This is a genomic window from uncultured Aquimarina sp. (assembly GCF_947500065.1).
Taxonomy (GTDB): Bacteria; Bacteroidota; Bacteroidia; order Flavobacteriales; family Flavobacteriaceae; genus Aquimarina.
The window spans coordinates 458,886-477,989 of sequence record NZ_CANMQT010000002.1 but is presented as its reverse complement, the minus strand read 5'-3'; the positions used below and the strand labels follow the sequence as shown (position 1 = coordinate 477,989).

General features: G+C 33.1%; 19 protein-coding genes. 4 read left to right on the top strand and 15 right to left on the bottom strand.

The features are described from left to right. Positions 1 to 40 precede the first annotated feature (40 nt). The 3 genes from Q0975_RS07530 (at position 41) to Q0975_RS07520 (ending at position 3,338) form a co-directional block, all read left to right on the top strand. Positions 41 to 1,141 (top strand): DUF4407 domain-containing protein, encoded by a 1,101-nt coding sequence (locus tag Q0975_RS07530; RefSeq protein ID WP_299434948.1) that lies wholly within the window; start codon positions 41 to 43, stop codon positions 1,139 to 1,141. Positions 1,142 to 1,914: 773 nt separating this feature from the next. Next, a complete protein-coding gene (locus tag Q0975_RS07525; RefSeq protein WP_299434946.1) occupies positions 1,915 to 2,874 on the top strand; it encodes an ornithine cyclodeaminase family protein in 960 nt (319 codons plus the stop codon). A gap of 32 nt (positions 2,875 to 2,906) precedes the next feature. Further along, on the top strand, positions 2,907 to 3,338 hold the full coding sequence (locus Q0975_RS07520; protein ID WP_299434944.1) for a nuclear transport factor 2 family protein: 432 nt from the start codon (positions 2,907 to 2,909) through the stop codon (positions 3,336 to 3,338). Here the strand turns inward: Q0975_RS07520 and Q0975_RS07515 are convergent. The 7 genes from Q0975_RS07515 to Q0975_RS07490 form a co-directional block, all read right to left on the bottom strand. Further along, positions 3,335 to 4,630: an aminopeptidase P family protein gene (locus tag Q0975_RS07515; protein WP_299434942.1), complete on the bottom strand. Its 1,296-nt coding sequence runs from the start codon at positions 4,628 to 4,630 to the stop codon at positions 3,335 to 3,337. The genes Q0975_RS07520 and Q0975_RS07515 overlap by 4 nt on opposite strands. A gap of 1 nt (position 4,631) precedes the next feature. Continuing rightward, positions 4,632 to 5,879: an FAD-dependent oxidoreductase gene (locus tag Q0975_RS07510; RefSeq protein WP_299434940.1), complete on the bottom strand. Its 1,248-nt coding sequence runs from the start codon at positions 5,877 to 5,879 to the stop codon at positions 4,632 to 4,634. A 132-nt stretch (positions 5,880 to 6,011) separates the two neighbouring features. Then, entirely contained in the window at positions 6,012 to 7,022 is a 1,011-nt protein-coding gene (locus Q0975_RS07505; protein ID WP_299434938.1) for a 4-hydroxyproline epimerase, read from the bottom strand. Further along, a complete protein-coding gene (locus Q0975_RS07500) occupies positions 7,009 to 8,745 on the bottom strand; it encodes a DUF885 family protein (RefSeq protein ID WP_299434936.1) in 1,737 nt (578 codons plus the stop codon). Before Q0975_RS07500 ends, Q0975_RS07505 begins: the two co-directional genes overlap by 14 nt. Positions 8,746 to 8,811: 66 nt before the next feature. After that, complete coding sequence (locus tag Q0975_RS07495) at positions 8,812 to 10,338, bottom strand: aldehyde dehydrogenase (NADP(+)) (protein WP_299434934.1); 1,527 nt, start codon at positions 10,336 to 10,338, stop codon at positions 8,812 to 8,814. A 179-nt stretch (positions 10,339 to 10,517) separates the two neighbouring features. Continuing rightward, positions 10,518 to 10,637: a DUF1272 domain-containing protein gene (locus Q0975_RS28490; RefSeq protein ID WP_366888357.1), complete on the bottom strand. Its 120-nt coding sequence runs from the start codon at positions 10,635 to 10,637 to the stop codon at positions 10,518 to 10,520. Positions 10,638 to 10,760: 123 nt separating this feature from the next. Further along, positions 10,761 to 11,690: a dihydrodipicolinate synthase family protein gene (locus Q0975_RS07490; RefSeq protein WP_299434932.1), complete on the bottom strand. Its 930-nt coding sequence runs from the start codon at positions 11,688 to 11,690 to the stop codon at positions 10,761 to 10,763. 138 nt (positions 11,691 to 11,828) lie between these two features. Here Q0975_RS07490 and Q0975_RS07485 point away from each other — a divergent pair, with 138 nt between their 5' ends. After that, positions 11,829 to 12,689: an AraC family transcriptional regulator gene (locus tag Q0975_RS07485; RefSeq protein ID WP_299434930.1), complete on the top strand. Its 861-nt coding sequence runs from the start codon at positions 11,829 to 11,831 to the stop codon at positions 12,687 to 12,689. On the opposite strand, the gene Q0975_RS07480 is transcribed toward Q0975_RS07485, so the two are convergent. From Q0975_RS07480 to hemW, 8 genes are all read right to left on the bottom strand, one after another. After that, positions 12,666 to 14,435: a DNA mismatch repair protein MutS gene (locus Q0975_RS07480; RefSeq protein ID WP_299434928.1), complete on the bottom strand. Its 1,770-nt coding sequence runs from the start codon at positions 14,433 to 14,435 to the stop codon at positions 12,666 to 12,668. The two genes, Q0975_RS07485 and Q0975_RS07480, sit on opposite strands and share 24 nt — an antisense overlap. 169 nt (positions 14,436 to 14,604) lie before the next feature. Further along, on the bottom strand, positions 14,605 to 14,961 hold the full coding sequence (locus Q0975_RS07475; protein WP_299434926.1) for an MmcQ/YjbR family DNA-binding protein: 357 nt from the start codon (positions 14,959 to 14,961) through the stop codon (positions 14,605 to 14,607). Between the two features lie 9 nt (positions 14,962 to 14,970). Continuing rightward, positions 14,971 to 15,375: a GNAT family N-acetyltransferase gene (locus Q0975_RS07470; protein ID WP_299434924.1), complete on the bottom strand. Its 405-nt coding sequence runs from the start codon at positions 15,373 to 15,375 to the stop codon at positions 14,971 to 14,973. Between the two features lie 31 nt (positions 15,376 to 15,406). Then, complete coding sequence (locus Q0975_RS07465) at positions 15,407 to 16,018, bottom strand: DUF4230 domain-containing protein (RefSeq protein ID WP_299434922.1); 612 nt, start codon at positions 16,016 to 16,018, stop codon at positions 15,407 to 15,409. A gap of 1 nt (position 16,019) precedes the next feature. Beyond that, positions 16,020 to 16,376: a DUF4260 domain-containing protein gene (locus Q0975_RS07460; RefSeq protein ID WP_299434920.1), complete on the bottom strand. Its 357-nt coding sequence runs from the start codon at positions 16,374 to 16,376 to the stop codon at positions 16,020 to 16,022. Positions 16,377 to 16,378: 2 nt separating this feature from the next. Beyond that, positions 16,379 to 17,125, bottom strand: coding sequence for a cyclase family protein (locus Q0975_RS07455; RefSeq protein ID WP_299434918.1), 747 nt, complete (start codon positions 17,123 to 17,125; stop codon positions 16,379 to 16,381). Between the two features lie 6 nt (positions 17,126 to 17,131). Beyond that, positions 17,132 to 17,920: a class I SAM-dependent methyltransferase gene (locus Q0975_RS07450; RefSeq protein WP_299434916.1), complete on the bottom strand. Its 789-nt coding sequence runs from the start codon at positions 17,918 to 17,920 to the stop codon at positions 17,132 to 17,134. A gap of 28 nt (positions 17,921 to 17,948) precedes the next feature. Beyond that, entirely contained in the window at positions 17,949 to 19,085 is a 1,137-nt protein-coding gene (gene hemW / locus Q0975_RS07445) for a radical SAM family heme chaperone HemW (protein ID WP_299435900.1), read from the bottom strand. Positions 19,086 to 19,104 lie beyond the last annotated feature (19 nt).

The following is a 19,104-nucleotide window of genomic DNA, read 5'->3' as shown; positions in this document are numbered from 1 at the left end:
CGTTATAGATCTATTGTCAATCAAAAAACACCCTTAGATTATGTTAAAACGATTTTTTATTATGTGCTCTGGAGCCGACGCCGATATTTTGGCGGATAGTTCTAATGGAGAACAAAACAAGTATGCAGGTATCGGTGCAACCGTATTTTTTACGGCACTTATGGCATTTTTAGCAGCTAGTTATGCTTTATACACTGTGTTCGATAATTATTTTACTGCAATTTTCTTTGGATTAGTGTGGGGGTTACTGATCTTTAATCTGGATCGATTTATAGTGTCTACCATCAAGAAAAAAGATAATTTTCTAGATGAATTATTACAAGCAGCTCCCAGAATTATTTTGGCAGTTATTATTGCGGTAGTTATCTCAAAACCATTAGAATTAAAGATTTTTGAAAAAGAAATTGATCAGGTTCTTCTGGAACAAAAAAATGATTTAACATTAGCAAATCAAGAACAAATAGCTACACAATATACTCCAATTGTAGAAGGAATTGATGCCGAAATAGCTGCATTAAAACAAGAAATAACAACAAAAGAAACAGAGGTAAATGAGTTGTATGAAACCTACATTGCAGAAGCAGAAGGTAGAAAAGGAACAGAGCTTGTAGGCAAAGGACCTGTATACAAAGAAAAAAGAGAAAAGCATGATGCAATGCTCGCAGATCTTGTAGAGTTAAAGAAAACAAATGCAGAAAAAATTACTGGTTTAGAAGCGCAAAAAACCGAATTGGCTGCAGATTATGATAAGCAAATTGAAAGTTCTCAGCCTATTATCGATAATTTTGATGGGTTAATGGCCAGAGTGAATGCGCTAAATGAATTACCTTGGTTACCTTCATTTTTTATCTTTTTATTGTTTTTAGCCATCGAAACTTCTCCGATTTTTGCAAAGCTACTTTCACCAAAAGGGGAGTATGATTTTAAAATAGAAGATGTTGAAGGAGAGGTGAAAACCTGGACAGCACAGAAGGCTGAGCAACGTAAAATCTTGTTAGCAACTGATCATACTATTAATGATCGAGTATATGGTGATATTGCAGAAGAAGATGAATTGTATCAATATAAGAAGAAAGTTGCAAGAGAATTAATGCAGAAACAGCAAGATGCTTTTTATAAGAGACAAACAGATATTTTATAAAGGATAAAATTTGACGACATCACTTAACCAGCTTTGAAGTTTTTTCAGAATCTTTTCTTGATCTTTTCTTGATCTTTTCTTGGAAATTTTTAATTCTTGTTCCGTGATGACTACCTTTTAAAACATCTACTTGAGATTGCAGTGTCGAAGCACAAGCTCTCCAGGTATCATATGCTCTATAGATGTCTAAAATAGGATCCTTTTATTTTAGACATATGTCTTTACTTTTTTGATATAGTCAGGACTGAAACTAAAAGTTATATTCTTAGGAGTAAATCTCATATTGGTTGGGAGATGTACTACTTTGATAAGATCTTTTACAGACAGGGGTAATGTTAAAACCACAGTATCTTAATTCAGTCATATATTGGTAGTAGGAAGGTGATAAATAATCATAGTGGTTTAAAAAAGTTCTTGCATTGGGATTACTATGATCTAATGGTTGTTTTAAAACTATTTGAAAGGCTTTAGTGTAATGGTCTTTAACTTCTATTGAACGTATCTATGCGTTAGGAAATAAAACACTTAATTGTTGTTCAAAAGTTGAACTTTTTACCTTGGTTATCGGTGTTTTACAAGAAAATATTGACATGCTGGTCAGTAGTAATAATAGAGTATATCTAAAGAAATTCATCGAAATGACTTTTTTGAAACTATAAACATAGCTCACGATTTATTGTAAAAACTATACTATTCTATTTAAGGGTAATATGATATTCGCGAAATACAAGTTAATATGTAGCTATACATTAAGATTTAATTATTTTTAGAAGATGAATGATATTATCCAAATAGATAACACCTTTATTGAAGCTAATACTAATTTTTCAGAACTGATTTCTGAATTAAAACAAAGTTTTGCGTCTAATATAAGCATTGTTCCAATGCGACACCATCATGATTTTCCGAATCCTGAAACAAACTCGGATTCAACACTGCTTTTAATGCCAGCATGGAATCCAGGAAAGGAAGCAGGTGTTAAAATTGTTACGGTTAGTCCTGAAAACGCAAAATTTGATTTACCATCAATTCAAGGAACTTATATTTATTTAGACGCAACCAAAGGAACTATTAGAGCTGTTTTAGAAGCAAAAAGCTTAACAGCGAAGCGAACTGCTGCTGCGTCGGCATTGGCTTCTTCCTTCTTGTCAAAGAAAAATGCATCTGAATTATTAATGATAGGTACAGGAGCACTTTCGATTAATTTGATTAAAGCTCATGCAAGTGTTCGTCCGATAAAAACTGTGTTCATATGGGGCAGGAATTATAATAAAGCAGAAGCAATTGCAAACGAATTACGAGAAGAGAACTTTAGGGTTATACCAATAAAGAAAATAAATGATAAAATTAGGGAAGTAGATATTATTTCTTGTGCAACTTTGTCAAAAACACCTTTAGTTCTAGGGAAATTTCTGAAACAAGGTCAACACATAGATTTGGTTGGAGCATATAGAAAAGATACCCGAGAAGCTGATAACGATGTTGTAACAAAAGCATCGGTATACGTAGATACATTTCAAGGAGGACTCAAGGAAAGCGGAGATATTGTCATTCCACTTCAAGAAGGAATTCTAAAAGAAGAAGATATCAAAGCAGATTTATTTGAACTATGTTCTAATAAAAAATCGGGAAGAATAGATAATAATGAAATAACCGTTTTTAAATCTGTAGGTCATGCCCTAGAAGATTTAGTAGCAGCAACATATTTTTATAATAAATTTATAAATGAGTAATACTTATCATAGTATTACTAAAATCGAAATAGATGAATAAACTAATATACCTGGTATGTATACTCGCAGTAATGAGTTGCACAAAACAAACCACAGAAAAAGAAGATAAAGAAACCATACTTTCGGTGATGAAATTGCAAGAAAAAGCCTGGTCTAATAATGACCTGGAAGGTTTTATGAAAGGCTATTGGAAAAGTGATTCATTAAAGTTTTATGGTAGTAAGGGACTTACATTAGGGTGGCAACAAACACTGGATAATTATAAAAAAGGATATCCAACTAAAGACCATTCGGGAACACTTAATTTTAAAATAAATGATATCTCCAAAATTGAAGAGAATTCCTATTGGGTAATGGGAGAATATCATTTAACCAGAAAAGTTGATGATGCTGACGGTGTTTTTATGATTATATTTAAAAAGATCAACGGAGAATGGAAAATTGTAGCGGATACTTCTAGTTAATAATTTTGAATTAACTGTTCAATTTCATCAATTTCAATGGGCATGGCTTCTGTGAGATTAATATTTCCTGTATCGGTAAGTAAATAATCATTTTCCAATCGACACCCTATTCCTTCTTCAGGGATGTAAATTCCAGGTTCACAAGTTAATATCATGCCAGCTTCGAAGGGTCTGGAGTATAATCCAACATCATGAACATCTAAACCTAAATGGTGGGCGGTACCGTGCATAAAATATTTTTTATACAATGGTTTTTCTGGATTTTGATTTGCAACTTCTTTTGGATCTAATAATCCTAGTTTGATCAATTGTTCTTCAATCAGATTTGCCATTTTCTTTTCATAATCTGCAGAAATTACTCCTGGTTTTAATAATTTACTCCCTTCCTTTAGGCAATGCAATACCGAAGTGTAGACCTCTCTTTGTCTGGGAGAAAATTTTCCATTTACAGGAAAACAACGAGTGGTGTCGCTATTATAATTCGCATAACAAACCCCAAAGTCCATTAAAATCATATCCCCATCCTTACAGATAGCATCATTAGTATTGTAATGCAATGCACAAGCGTTTTTACCTGAAGCTATAATAGGTTTAAAGGCATGTCTGGTTCCTCCGTTTTTTAGCAATGAGTAAGTTAATTCTGCCTCTAATTCGTATTCTTTAATTCCTGGTTTGATAGTCTTTAATACCCTATGAAACCCTTCTACACTAATATCAGCTGCTTTTTGCATCAAAGCAATTTCTTGGGTAGATTTAACAGGTCGTAACGCTCTTGTAATTTTTGCTGCCCTGTGATACTCGTGTAAAGGATATTTCTCTTTGCACCAGGAAATCATTTTATCTTGCTCCGTTTGTTGATTGAAAGTGGCGCGTTTTATATGCTCATTATGCCCAAGATACAGACCATCAGCTTCAAAAGCCATGAGCTGTAGTGTTTTTTCAAAATCATGAAGCCATTCTATCCGTTGCACTCCTGAAATCTCTTTAGCCTGTTGTTGGGTTAACTTATCTCCATCCCAAATCTTAATATGTTCATTAGTCTCTTTAATGAATAATATCTCTCTATTTCCTGCTTTATGAGCGTTAGGATATAGTACCAATATAGTTTCTTCCTGATCTATTCCAGAGAGATAAAATAGATCATTATTCTGAGCAAATCCCAATACATCATCCGCATTAGTATGTTTTATCGAATTAGAAGAAAGAATAGCGATAGTATTCTCTTTCATCAGCGATGTAAAATTGACTCTATTTTCTATAAACAGTGTATTTGGGATAATTTCGTAACGCATATTAAAAAGTTCTATCAGGATGAAAAGGAGTTAAATCTAGCGAAGTTTTTTGATCAGAAATAACTTCTGCAACCAATTTGCCAGTAGCAGGTCCTAAACTCCATCCCATCATTGCGTGTCCTGTTGCGATTGTCAAATTTTTACACTTTGAAGATTTACCGATATACGGCAAGCCATCTGGTGTACAAGGGCGCAAACCACATTCTGCGTTGGATTTTTCTGATTCACTTATTTCCAGGCCTGTGTAATAATTTTTGGCTGCGTTCGCAATAGCATTGACTCTTACTGGATTTATGTTATGATTGATTCCAGCAACTTCCATGGTTCCTGCAAAACGTGTAAAACCATCCATTGGAGTTACTGCCACTTTGGCTTCACATAAAATTGCCGGAATGGTAATATTGGTAGTTCTTTCTACATTTATTCGATATCCCTTTCCTGCTTGAATGGGAATTTTTAAACCTAATTTTTTGGTCATTAATGGGCTCCAACTCCCTGCTGCCAACACCACTTCATCAGCATTCAGTTCTTGTTTGTCGGTTATTATTTTTGATATAGTACCTGATGTAATCTCAATGTCTTCTACTTTTTCGTTGGCATAAAAAGTAACTCCTTTAGATTTTAAATAGGTTACCATTTGGGACATGAAATCACTTGGAGTCATATGCGCATCAGAATCGAAATAAACGGCTCCTTTAATGTCTAAATTTGCATTCGGTTCAATTTTTTCAACTTCTTTGGCTGATAAATTCTTAACACCTAAACCTTCTTTTATTCCTCGTTGCCCAACTTCCCATTCTTCTTCTCCCACCTTATCAGTTTTATAGCACATCAATAACCCTTTCCTTTCGTAATGAAAATCAAAATCATTAGATGCTTTGATCTCTTCATATAGATCTCTACTGTATAAATTGATATCTTTTATAACGGGAATTGCTTTTTCTACTTTCGCGGCTGTAGAAGATTTCTTAAAAGCCCAAGCCCACTTTAGGAAATCAATATCTAATCTTGGTTTTACATAAAAAGGACTAGCCGCATCAAACATCCATTTAATTCCTTTATTAATCATTCCAGGAGCTGCTAGGGATATAATATGACTGGGTGTGATATATCCAGCATTTACATACGATGCTCCACTAGAAAAATTAGATTTATCAACAACGGTAACTTGGTGCCCTTCTTTTTGAAGGTAATATGCGGAACTCAGTCCTATAATTCCGCCGCCAATTATAATAATATTTTTACTCATTAATTCCATTTAAAATCCCAAATAGCTTTATTCCCTTCCAGATGTTGAACAAAATAATTCCAACGTTTTTTAATAAAATAGTTTTTATGTTTTCCCTGATAGCAATGTCTTTGGTCAGGAAGAATTAATAGATCAAATTACCTGAAACCCGTGAGCATATGGATCATCTTCAGTATCAATGAGAATAGTATTATATCCAAATACTTTTGCCCAACCCTGAATGCTCGGTATAATAGCCTTTTTACCGTCTAATTCGGTTTCTTCTTCAATTCTTCCTATAAATTTGCTACCTATAAAACTTTCATGTATAAATTCTTCGCCTTTTTTTAATTTTCCTTTGGCATACAATTGTGCAATTCGCGCAGAAGTACCAGTTCCACAGGGAGATCTATCGATTGCTTTTTCTCCATAAAAGACAGCATTTCTTCCAGAAGAGGTAGGATCCAGAGGTTCTCCGGTCCAAAGCATATGACTGACATCTCGTATGGTGTTGTTCTCTGGGTGAATAAAATAGTTAGGATATTTTTTGTTGATGCGTTCTCGTACTACTTGAGAGTATTGTATAAGCTTTCCGGCAGTAAAATCTTGTACTCCGCTAAAATTTTTCTGGGGATCTACAATAGCATAATAATTTCCTCCATAAGCTACGTCAAAAGTTATCTCACCCAATTCAGGGCAATCGATTGTCAAACCTTCTGCGGCGAGATAAGATTTTACATTTTTTAGTTTTACCCAATCTACTTTTTTGCCAGTTTGTTGATATTCAATCTCTACCAATCCAGCTGGGGCTTCCATTCTTATTTTTCCTGGAGTTTTAGGTTGTATCAAGCCTTCTTCAATTGCAATAGTGATAGTTCCAATAGTACCGTGTCCACACATTGGTAAACAACCTGATGTCTCAATAAATAAAATGGCAAAATCATTTTCCGGATTGTGAGGTTCAAATAAGAAACTACCACTCATCATGTCATGTCCACGAGGTTCGAACATTAACCCTTTTCTTATCCAATCGTATTCTTTGAGAAAATGTTGACGTTTTTCACTCATTGAACTACCTTTTAAATTAGGGCGCCCTGTAGTGACAACTCTTACTGGGTTCCCGCAAGTATGTGCATCAATGCATATAAATTTATTTTGAGCCATTTTTTATTTTTTCAATGTAAGCGTTAATTCTGTTTTCTAAAATCGAAAGTGTAACTGTTCCTTGTTCCAGAATGACTTCATGAAACTCTCGGATATCAAATTCACTTCCTAGTTCTTTTTTAGCTTTTTTACGAAGTTCTCTAATTTTTAATTCTCCGATTTTATATGATAAAGCTTGTCCCGGCCATGAAATATACCTATCCGTTTCAGTATTTATTTCGTGTAATGACAATGCTGTGTTGGAAGCCATGAAATCAACAACTTGTTCTCTTGTCCAGCTTTTAGCATGTATTCCTGTGTCTACTACTAATCGACAGGCTCTCCACATTTCATAAGTTAGTTTGCCAAAATGTTCATAAGGAGTAGTGTACATACCCATTTCTTCCGCCAGAAATTCTGAATATAATCCCCATCCTTCTCCATAAGCTGATAGATATAGATTCTTTCTGAATTGCGGAATACTATCTCCTAATTCATTATTTAAACTACCCTGTAAATGATGTCCGGGAACTGCTTCATGTACTGTTAGTGAAGGTAATGTATAGAGTGTTCGACTAGGTAAGTCATAAGTGTTTACCCAATAGTAACCTGGTTTGTCACTATCTGCATCTGTTCCAACATATCGACCGCCAGTATATTTAGGAGCTATAGCATCAGGAACTGGAGCTACGCCATAAGGTTTTCGGGGTAAAGTTTTAAAAAACCTGGGTAATTGCTCATCTGCTCGTTTTGCCATATCTCTGGCAATCATTAATAATTCTTTAGGTGTTTTAGCGTAGAATTGCTCATCGGTACGAAGGAACTCTAGAAAATCTGCAAAGCTTCCCTGAAAATTAAGCTCCTTTATGATTTCTTTCATTTGAGCCTTTATACGAAAAACTTCCTTTAACCCTATATTGTGAATATCATCTGCCGAGTATTTTGAACTCGTTGTATAAAAGTTTATTCTGTTCTGATAATATGCTTTACCATTTGGAGTTTGGGATACTCCAATAGGTGTTCTGGTTTTTGGTAAGTATTCCTCTTCAAAAAATGTTTTTATTCTTTTGAATTGAGGAATAACTTTATTCTCTATAGCCACCTTTACCACTGTAATTATAGAATCTTTTTGGGTTTGGTTTAAGGACTCCGGTAAATCCTTAAAAGGAGAATAAAAGTAACTATCCTCAATGTTCTTTACAATATGATCATTATAAGTCGATTCATAACCCTTAAAAATAACTTTGGGTTGAGATACTCCTTTTTCCAACCCTTCTCTTAGATTTACAAAATGTTGATCTACAAATAAGGGTATTGCATTGAGTTTGTTTAGATATTTTTTAATCTGTTCGTAACTGGTTAGTGGTCTAACCATAAAATTGAGGTTGGTATGAAAACCAGAATCAGATAACAGTGGATTTAAGTAGCTTTCGAACTCGTAATAATCTATATTCTGCTGTAAAACGAATTTTAATAAATTTAAAGATATCTGGTCAGTCTCTTTGAGTTGGCTTCCATCAATACCTTCTAACTCTTGTGTTTTTTTTCGTGCAAAATTAGCCTCTGCTTCGAAGTATTCTTTTGTGAAAAGACCCAAAGGATATGATTTTTCATCATATCCTTTGTGATCTTGATAGTCATCAATTATTTGTTGCAATACATTAGATGAATTTATCGATTCGTCTTGTTTACAACTAACGATCAGTAGTAACAATAAAACTGCAAAGCTTTTTAAATAATTCATTAGTTTTTATATTCAGTTTTATTTGACTTTTGGTCAATTTACTACTTTTAAAACTTCAAAAAGTGATTAGTTCTTCAGCCCTTCAGGTAATAATTCTGTTGGCCAATCTTGGTAACTAAATGGTCTTACCCATCTTTTAATAGCACCTAAACCTACAGCAGTGAATCTTGAATCTGAAGATGCAGGATAAGGACCTCCATGTGTCATTGATTCACACACTTCTACTCCAGTTGGTACACCATTAAAAATAATTCTACCCACTTTCGTTTGTAGTGAATCAACTACGTCATTTAAATCATCAAAATCTTCTTTTTCAGCTAAAATAGTACCTGTTAATTGCCCTTCTAAGCTATCTATAACTTGCACTAATTCTTTCTGATCTTTTGCTTTTACAACCAAAGAGAATGGTCCAAAGACTTCTGTATGCATTTTAGGGTTCGCTAAGAAATCTGAACCGGGCACAGCACATATTTTTGAGGCTGCAAAATTGGCTTCTACATCTTCTTTTACTTGCCCTACTATCTCAACTCCTGGTTGAGATGTTACTACTTCTCCGTTTGTTATAAAACCATCTTTAATGTTTGGGTGTAACATACATTGTGGTGCTATTGCTACAGTTTTTTGTGCTAAATCTTTTATGAAAGCCTCTGTTTTTTCTCCATCTACAGTTAGTAACAATCCTGGATTTGTACAAAATTGACCGGTTCCTAATGTAATAGACCCAGCGTATGTAGATGCTGTTTCTTCTGATTTCTTTGCAATTACATTTGGCATAACAATAACCGGATTGATGCTCCCCATTTCAGCAAATACTGGAATTGGCTCTTTTCGTTCCGCAGCTAAATTATATAAAGCTCTACCTCCGGCAATACTTCCTGTAAAACCAACAGCTTTTACTTTAGGATGTTTAACTAATGCTGTACCTACAACTCTACCGCTTCCTGTAATATTTGAAAATACACCATTAGGCATACCTGTTTTTTCGGCTGCTTTTATAATTGCAGAAGCTACCAGTTCACCTGTTCCAGAATGCATTGCATGAGATTTTACAATTACAGGGCAACCAGATGCTAATGCACTTGCCGTGTCTCCTCCTGCAGTGGAAAATGCCAGTGGAAAATTACTTGCTGCAAATACTACAACAGGTCCTAATGGAATGGATGTTTTTCTAATATCTGATTTTGGTAATGGTTGTCTAGTTGGAATTGCTTGGTCAATTGTATTGTTTCTCCAATCTTCTGTTAAAATTAAATCTGCGAAGGCCCGTAATTGACCAACTGTTCTGCCACGCTCTCCTTGTGCTCTACCTTCTGGCAAACCAGATTCTGAGACATACATGTCTGTTAATTCTGAGTCTAAAGCTAATATTTCGTCAGCAATAGCATTCAAAAATGCGGCTCTTTGCTTTCCAGGTATATTTCTATATACCTTAAATGCATTATCTGCTAATTCCGCAGCCTCATTTACCTCTTCTAAAGTTGCTTGAAAAAAAGGTGTTGGATTTTCTACGTTTAACTTCGGGTTTATGGTTTTGTGAGTTGTGGTCCCTTTAGCTGATAATTGATTTCCTATATAATTTTTTCCTGTAATCATTTTCTATTCTGCATCTCCCTATAAAGAAAGATATTTTTAAAATTAATTAGTAATTTGTTTTATATGCTCTTCAATATCCACAGATTTGTGTGTTTTTTCTTAAGATACTGAGTGTTTTTAACAATGTTTTTGGTCTAAATAGATCTAGATATCAACTTTGTAATTTGAGCAAACGTTTTTCAAAACGATTTCTTTGCAATTTTATAAAAAATGTATTCAAACTTACAAATCATTGCCTTTTGATAATCAAATGACAATGATTTGTTACAATGTTCTAAAGTCAGTCTTACTTCTAACATTTTATATTTTATAAAAATTATTCTGTATTTGTCTTTAACTCTTTTTCCTTTCTTAAAAAAGCCTTCCGAAAAACCTGACCATTTTATTTTTCACTAAAAGCGAGAACACCTGAATTAATTATATTAGGCAAAAACCTTTAAGTCTCTATATTCTGGTAATGTAGGTCTGGTTTTTAATCCATTTTCTATTATTGCTAATACTCTTTCTCTTTCTTCACCTATTAATGGTAAACGAGGTTCACGCACATTTTCTGTTCCTATACCAGTTGCAACTTCGGCAAGTTTAATATTCTGTACTAATTTACTGTTTATATCTAACTCTAACAATGGTAAAAACCAACGATAAATTTCAAGAGCTTCTTCTGTTCTGCCTGCTTTTGCTAAATTAAAGATTGCTACCGTTTCTGCTGGAAATGCACAAACTAAACCTGCAACCCATCCATCTGCTCCCATTAATAAACTTTCTAAGGCTAAGGTGTCTACTCCCGAAAGAATTTTTAATCGATCTCCAAAACGATTTTTAATACGGGTTATATTAGATAAATCTCTTGTAGATTCCTTTACTGCTTGAATATTTGGACAATCACGTAGTAACTCTTCGAACATATCTAAAGTTACTTCAATACCATAATCTACAGGATTGTTGTATATCATAATAGGTAAGCTCGTACTTTTTGCTACTTTTTTAAAGTAAGTAACCGTTTCTCTCGCATCTGCTTTATAACGCATTGGAGGTAACATCATTAACCCGGATGCTCTATCTTCTTGAGCTTTACAAGCAGCTTCTATTGCTCCTTTAGTACTCTGTTCTGCAATATTAATAATTACTGGAACTCTGTTTTCAACAAAATTAACAGTAGTTTTTACTAGGACACTTTTTTCATTATTACTTAGCGTACTCGCTTCTCCCAAAGTCCCTCCTAAAATAATACCATGAACACCTGCGTCCAGTTGTGCCTTAATATTTACCTTAAACATTTCTAGGTCTAAAATATCCTCATCTGTAAACTTTGTTGTAACTGCTGGCATAACGCCTTTCCAATCTATAATCATTCTTTATAATTTTAGTTCAAATATATTGTCAATTTAAATGTAAGGATATTTATAAATTATCCTATGGTAATACTATATTACCTCATATCGCATTAGTTTATCCGATTATGATTAATATTGAAGTAGATATTGCTATAAATGAAAGTTTTACCGTTTAAAATACCAAAATCTTCAACAGATACTTTAATTGTTCAAGAAGATAAGGAAATTGTCTTATATGATAAATTCCATCAGCATGAAGAAATACAAATTTCTATCATCATATCCGGAGAGGGTAGCTTAATTGTGGGTGATACCATTACCGATTATAAACCAGATGACATTTTGGTTTTTGGTAGTAATGTACCACATGTTTTACAAAGTGCTATCTCGGATAAAGAGTCTTATATGATTTCTCTCTTTTTTACGAAAGAATCTTTTGGTAATTTATTTTTTGAACTTCCTGAATTTGAAGATTTATCAAGTTTTTTAAGAAGTTCTGCATACGGGATTAGAGTACTGTCAAAAAAGCTAAAACTAAAAAGTCAATTCCTTAAAATCATTAAGAAAGAGGAACGACTAGATCGGTTTATGGTTTTTCTTAAGATTTTAAAATTACTACAAACGGCACAGGTGGAGACAATATCTTCATTTATCTCCAAAAGAGCATATACTGATAATGAAGGAAAGCGTATGGCTAAAGTTTTTCAGGCAGTGATGAATGATTTCAATAAAGATTTTTCGCTCAAAGAAGTTGCGGATCTTGCTAATATGACACCAAATGCATTTTGTCGTTATTTTAAACAACGTACAAACAAAACGTTTTTCCAATTTTTAATTGAAGTTAGAATTGAAAATGTTTGCAGATTATTATCTAAAGAACCTGAGATCACAATATCCGAGGCTTCTTATAATAGCGGTTTTAAAAATTTATCCAACTTTAATAGAAAGTTTAAGGAAATAAAAGGAATTACTCCTTCAAACTATAAAAAGAGATTACACGATGCCCATTTTGTTTAATAGAAAGGAAGCATTCATGTTTTGACAAACTCCATCTTTGAATTTATAATCAAAATATAGTTCATCGTTTATAATTTGTGCATCAAAAAATCTATTTTTTACTTGATCTAATTCTGACGCGATTTCACATAAACTTAAATCGTGTGTCGCAATAATTCCAGTAGCTTGAGCTTTCACCAATTTCTCTACGAATTTGCGAGATCCCGCTGCTTTATCTTTGCTGTTTGTTCCTTTTAAGATTTCATCAAGAATGATAAAATATTCATCATTTTGCAGGGCATCCACAATCTTTTTAAGTTGAGTTAATTCTGAAAAGAAATAAGAAGCATCATCGCTTAGTGAATCGGATGTTCTCATACTAGTGATCAATTTGATAGGGCGATATGTACAGGTTTTTGCACAAATAGGTAGCCCAATATTAGACATTACAATCTGTAATGCTACAGTTCTTAGAAAAGTACTTTTACCTGCCATATTGGCTCCGGTAATAATAAAAAACTCTTCTTTGTTAATAGTAATATCATTATCTACTCGTTTTTCTGTCTTGAGCATAGGGTGTCCTAAATCTGAGGCGGCAAGAATCGTATCCTTAGTAGTTAATTCAGGATATACATACGTAGGGTTGTTAAAAGCAAAATTTCCTAATGAGTTATACGAATCAAAGAAAGCAATAACATCAAACCATTGGTCTACTTTATCATGATGAGCTGCAATCCATTTTTCTATACGATAACACTGAATGATATCCCAAAGAAATAAACCATTAGCCAATACCCCAAACATCATATTATTTCGTTGATCCAAAGCACTGAGGATAGTGGCAAACTGTTTCAGTATTACAGATGCTTTTTCTTTTTCATTAATAACATCTTGTTGTTTTTCTTGAAGTAAAGTAGATTCGAAATTGCTTTTTTCAATCTGATCTACCAATTTATAATATTGTTCGAAAGTATCTTTTACTTTATTAGATTTACTATATAAGACGTTGATTTTTTTAAGCTGAGATCCCGTAATCCCTAAGCCAATAAAAAACCATATTAAGAGGGTGTTGAAAGTAATAATGTTCAAAAATAATAGCACAATCATTAGTACTGAAATTCCAGATACTATTGCAGGAAGTATACGCATTATTTTTGGCACAAAGGGAGTGTAATTCTGTAACCATTGTCGGATAGTAGATACTGAAATAGATACATCAACCAGAGATGCAACTGCACTGAATTCCTGACGCCATTTAGGCAATTGAGATAGGTTTTTAATAGCCTCTTGTTTGCGCTCTATATTTTCAATATTATTACTTTGTAGTATAGCAGCCAGTTTGCTTTTCCCCGCAGCGGTTTTAGTTCTGTTGGTATATTGAAAAAAAGAATGATTTCCGAATAGATCAATATCGTGACTGTATGGATGTGATGGATCTATGTGTTTTTTTCCTGTTGGTAATTTACTGAAATCGCCATCAAAAACGTCAAGTTCCAGCTGATTAAGAGCAATCAATTTTTGAAGTTTATTTTTTATGTACGAAAGATCACTATGGCGATTCACCATAATAATAAAAATTACGAGGCCTATTACGATACTTCCTATAATGATTTGGGTATTAGGATACCCAAAATAAATACCTGCTATAATACTTAGAAAAATAAATAGTCGAATTGTACTGGAAACAGCAAGCTGTTTCTTTACTTTTTTTAATGATATATTATGAAGATCTATTTGTGATCTATAAAATTGTTGTGGATTGTCCATGTATTATATTGTAAAAGAGAATGCAAAAAATGTAATTTTATATCATCTAGAGCGAATTCGAGAAATGGCTATTTAAAGATGTAAAAACATTTCAATTACACTAGATGCAACAATAGTTTTTATTATTTCACGCTCCTTGTCTTTCTCTTAATTCTCCTTTTATTATGATTTATAAATTTTCTAATTCTTGTTTTATTCTTTTGGTTAGACCACTTACTACTAAATCATACGAGTGATCAATCAATTCGCATAACATATTAGTAGCTAAACTACCAGAAAAGTTAACAGTATTCCAATGTTTTTTACTCATGTGATATCCGGGTTGGATTTCTGAATGATATTCTCGAAGTTCTAGAGATTTATCAGGATCACATTTTAGGTTCACACTAAAAGGAATTCTATCCAATCCTGTCAATGCAAACATTTTTCCCATTACCTTAAAAACCAATGTAGTTTCGTCAAAAGGAAATTCTTCCGTTACTCCTTTTTTTGAAAGACAATAATCTCTGAATGCTTCAATATTCATAGTGCAGAATTATTGGTTAAATTTACCCATTGCCATCGTAGGATCTTCTAAAGAATCAAATCCAAATTGTTTATATAATCCGTGAGCATCAGCGGTTAATAACATCCATTTCTTAATTTTTTGTAATTTTTCATGCTCTATGATCGTTTTTACTAATTCTTTAGCATATCCATTTCCTCTATGTTCATCGATAATAAAAACATCCATTAAATATCCAAAAACAGTATAATCAGTAAGTAATCTAGCAAAACCAATCTGCTTATCATCTAAATAAACGCCAAAATTAAGACAATGTTCTATGGTAGTGATTACTTCTTCTTTTGTTCTCCCTTTTGCCCAATATGAATTAGTCAAAAATTGATGAATCAAGTCGATATCCAGCCTTGAATTTTCTGTAGAGATTATGATATTCATTTTAAAATTATCTGGTTATTTTTTTGTTTTATTATAAAAGTTTTTGATCTGGATCAGTATTCAATTCCAAAGCAGAAAAATCTATTGTCCAACCAATAGATTCTGCTACAGTTTCCATAAGTGATATAACAGTTAGGAGTTCTTTTCCTGCAGATTCTAATAAGCCGCTTTCAGGAATTTTATCAATAATAAATTGCTTAGCATCTTGATTAATTTCTGTAAGATCATTAGAGGTCATTGGATTGAGCCAACCTTCTTTTTTGTCATAATATTTAAAATCGGTTTCGATTGTTAAAAGTTTTGGTTTTGGAAATTGAGTTAAAATAATCGTTTTATTTTTTTTATCACTCTCTAGTTTTATTTTAGAAAGATCAAAACCTACATGTGCTTTAGCATCGATAAGTATTAGTGCTTTTTTCTTTCCTTTAATGGTTTTAAAAAACTTTTCTTTTACACTTTCATAGTGATAGATCTCTGCAAAATCACCTTCAACAGTAACTAGTTTACAAACATTTCTTATTTTTTCCATCAGGATAGTGGATTGTGTTTGTATACTGGCTCTTTTTTTTACTGCACTAAATCTGGCAAAAGTAAAATATGCCAAAACAGCACCTATTAATAACCCAATAAATAATAATTCCATATCAATCTTTTTTGCCTATTTCGCCAAGGTGTGTAAATTTAAAACCTTTCTCTAATTTTAACCCATAACCAAGAATTCTGTCAAATGAAGCGTGCGAAAATAAAATAATACCTGAAAGTTGTACAAGTTCATTTGATACATATATTCCAGCTAAAAATAGTAAAACGGCCAAACCTTTATGATGAAATATATTATACGTGAGTGCTCCAGTTTTATTATTTATAAGATAGCCTAACATTCCTATATCCGGTACCAAAAATAAAGCCAAAAATAACCACCAGGAAAAGGAGGTCAGGCTAAACAAATAAATTCCTAACCCCAGCATGGCAAGTTCTTCAAGTTGTAAGGTGGTTCTCATTATCAATTCAGAATTTTATACAATATTGGTTTACTCGGTGATGCATCATTTTCGAAGGATGCGATCTGTAGGTTCAGCACATAATTACCATCTTCTATTTCGTCTTTCGCAAATATCATTTCGGTAATAGTAGCCTCAAATCTGGTAGCTTTGGGATAATTCCAAAAAGCTTTATGAGCTAACAATTTACCTTCATCTTTTTCTTTATCGATAGATGGTAAGTCAATCAGTAAATGATCAATTCCTATTTCTCGAATATATATTGCTGCCTCTTCTGATAGATATGGCCAATTGGTATGCGAGTATTGTTTATTACATTTTTCGTCCTGATTAGGAAGTGTCCGAACAATCAATGCTTTCGGATTAGATTTTAGACCTTTTTTTATTTGATTTTTAGTGATCACAAAATCATCTCCTTGTTTTTCTGGATGTATTGTAATCAGTTCAGCTGTAAAAAAGAATTGTTTCAATATAGTATTGATACTATAAAACTCAGATGTAATATGACCTACACATTCGGTATGTGTTCCATGTCCGTGAGGATTAAAGTAGATGTTATTAAAATTTGTAGATGCGCCTTCAGAAACTTTCCCTACCCAATCTCCATCCCTAACTGGTTCAATTTTTGGAGCAGAGATATACCAAGCATTGATATTTTGATCCGTCGCTCTTAGCGGTATAGAAATATCAAGAGGTTGGGATAGATCAACTTGGTATGTATGATTTTGGTAATGTATACTAGTAATCATTAAATTTTATTCTACAGATTTGACTACTAAAAAAAGATAATCTCCATCCTTATTTTCGTAGTTTTTGATAATATCGTTTATTTTACCGGAATTTATATCTTTTTCTAAAGAATTTAGGCCCTTTTCTACCTCTAAAGTATTAGAAAGTGAAGAGAAAGAAGATATGCCCTGTCTTACTTTTGTCTGAAAATATAGTTCTGGATTGTGTTTTCCTGAGTATAGAAAAAGATCTTCTAAATCAGATTTAATAAAATACTTTTCCGTTTTCTCTATAGCCAGTCTGTTTTTAAGTAAGCTCTTTTCAATGGTTTCTAAAGAAGGCATTTGAATCATAGAATATTGCAACATTTTTGGAAAATAATGACATAACCAATATCCTCTCATTTGTTCGGGAGTAGCTGTAAAAATTATAATTTTCCCTCCTGGTTTTAAAACTTTATGAAGTGATGCAAAGCCACGATTCAGGCTCTGCCAATGATGAAGCGTTAAACTAGCGATGACACCATCCACACTGTTTTCTGGTAGCTTTAAAGTTTCGACTTTTCCAATCATCCAGTTGATAGAACTCTTCGATTCTTTTGCTTTTTCAAGCATTTCCGTAGAAGGATCTATTCCGATAAAACGATATCCTTCTTTATCGAATTGTTTGGTGTAATTTCCTGTGCCACAGCCGATATCCAAATAATTACCTTCTGCTGAAGGATTGAGCAGTGCGAGCAATCGGTTAAAAAGGTAAGGATCTGCTTTACGTGTGCTGTTATAATTGGTCCCTATAAGATCATATTTTTCTTGCATTACCCTGATTCTGACTTAAAAAGATAGATTACCCTAAATTTAATAAGAAAAGATCACTTGCTATACCATCACTTAAAAACTTTCCCTTTTTAGTGACTAATAGTGTATCTCCATCAAGAAATAAAAGGTGTTCATCTAAATGTTTTTGTATTTGTTTCAAGCAGTAATTTTTATAGGTAAGCCCAAAATCATCTTCAATTTTTTTTAATGAAACACCCCAAATAGTTCTTAATCCAGTCATTATATACTCATTATATTTGTCTGTAGTGGTTAGTTCTTCAATCTCTCTAGGGAGTTCATTTTGCTCAAGTGCTTTAATGTACTTGCTATTATTTTTAATGTTCCAACTTCTTTCTTTCCCGTTATAAGAATGTGCAGAGGGACCAATGCCAAGATAATGTTTGCCTTGCCAATAGGCAGTGTTGTTTTTGCTGAAATATCCTGTTTTTCCAAAATTAGAAAACTCATAATATTCGAATCCAGCATTTTCCATAGTATCCACAAGAATGTCGAAATGTTCTTGAGCCAATTTATCTTCTACAGGGGCAATGACTCCTTTCTCAATGAAGGAAGATAAGGCTGTATTTGGTTCTACTGTTAAGGCATAGCTAGAAATATGTGGTACTCCAGAATTTAAAGCAATTTTTAGATTTTCTTTCCATCGTTCTGCAGACATACCGGGAATTCCGTAAATCAGATCGATCGATATATTATCAAACTCCTGAGTTGCTATAGATAAACAATCGAGAGCTTCCTGAGCGTTGTGAGCGCGATTCATGAGTTTTAGATCTTCTTCAAAGAAAGATTGAATACCAATACTTAGTCGATTTACCTCAGTTTTTGCAAGTGATTCTATTTTTTCTTTGGTAAGATCATCTGGATTGGCTTCTATAGTAATTTCTACATCATCAGAAACCAAATAATTTTCATAAATCGTATCGATAATGAATTTTAAAGCTGATGTGGATAGTAGACTTGGTGTTCCTCCTCCAAAGTAAATGGTCTCTATAACTTCATAATCATCTATTTCTGGTCTTCTTAATTTGATTTCATTACATAGTGCAAAAATCATTTGATCTTTCTTCTTTAATGAAGTAGAGAAATGGAAATCACAATAGTGACAAGCTTGTTTGCAAAATGGGATATGGATATAGATACCGCTAATAGTTTTAGATTTTAGAGTT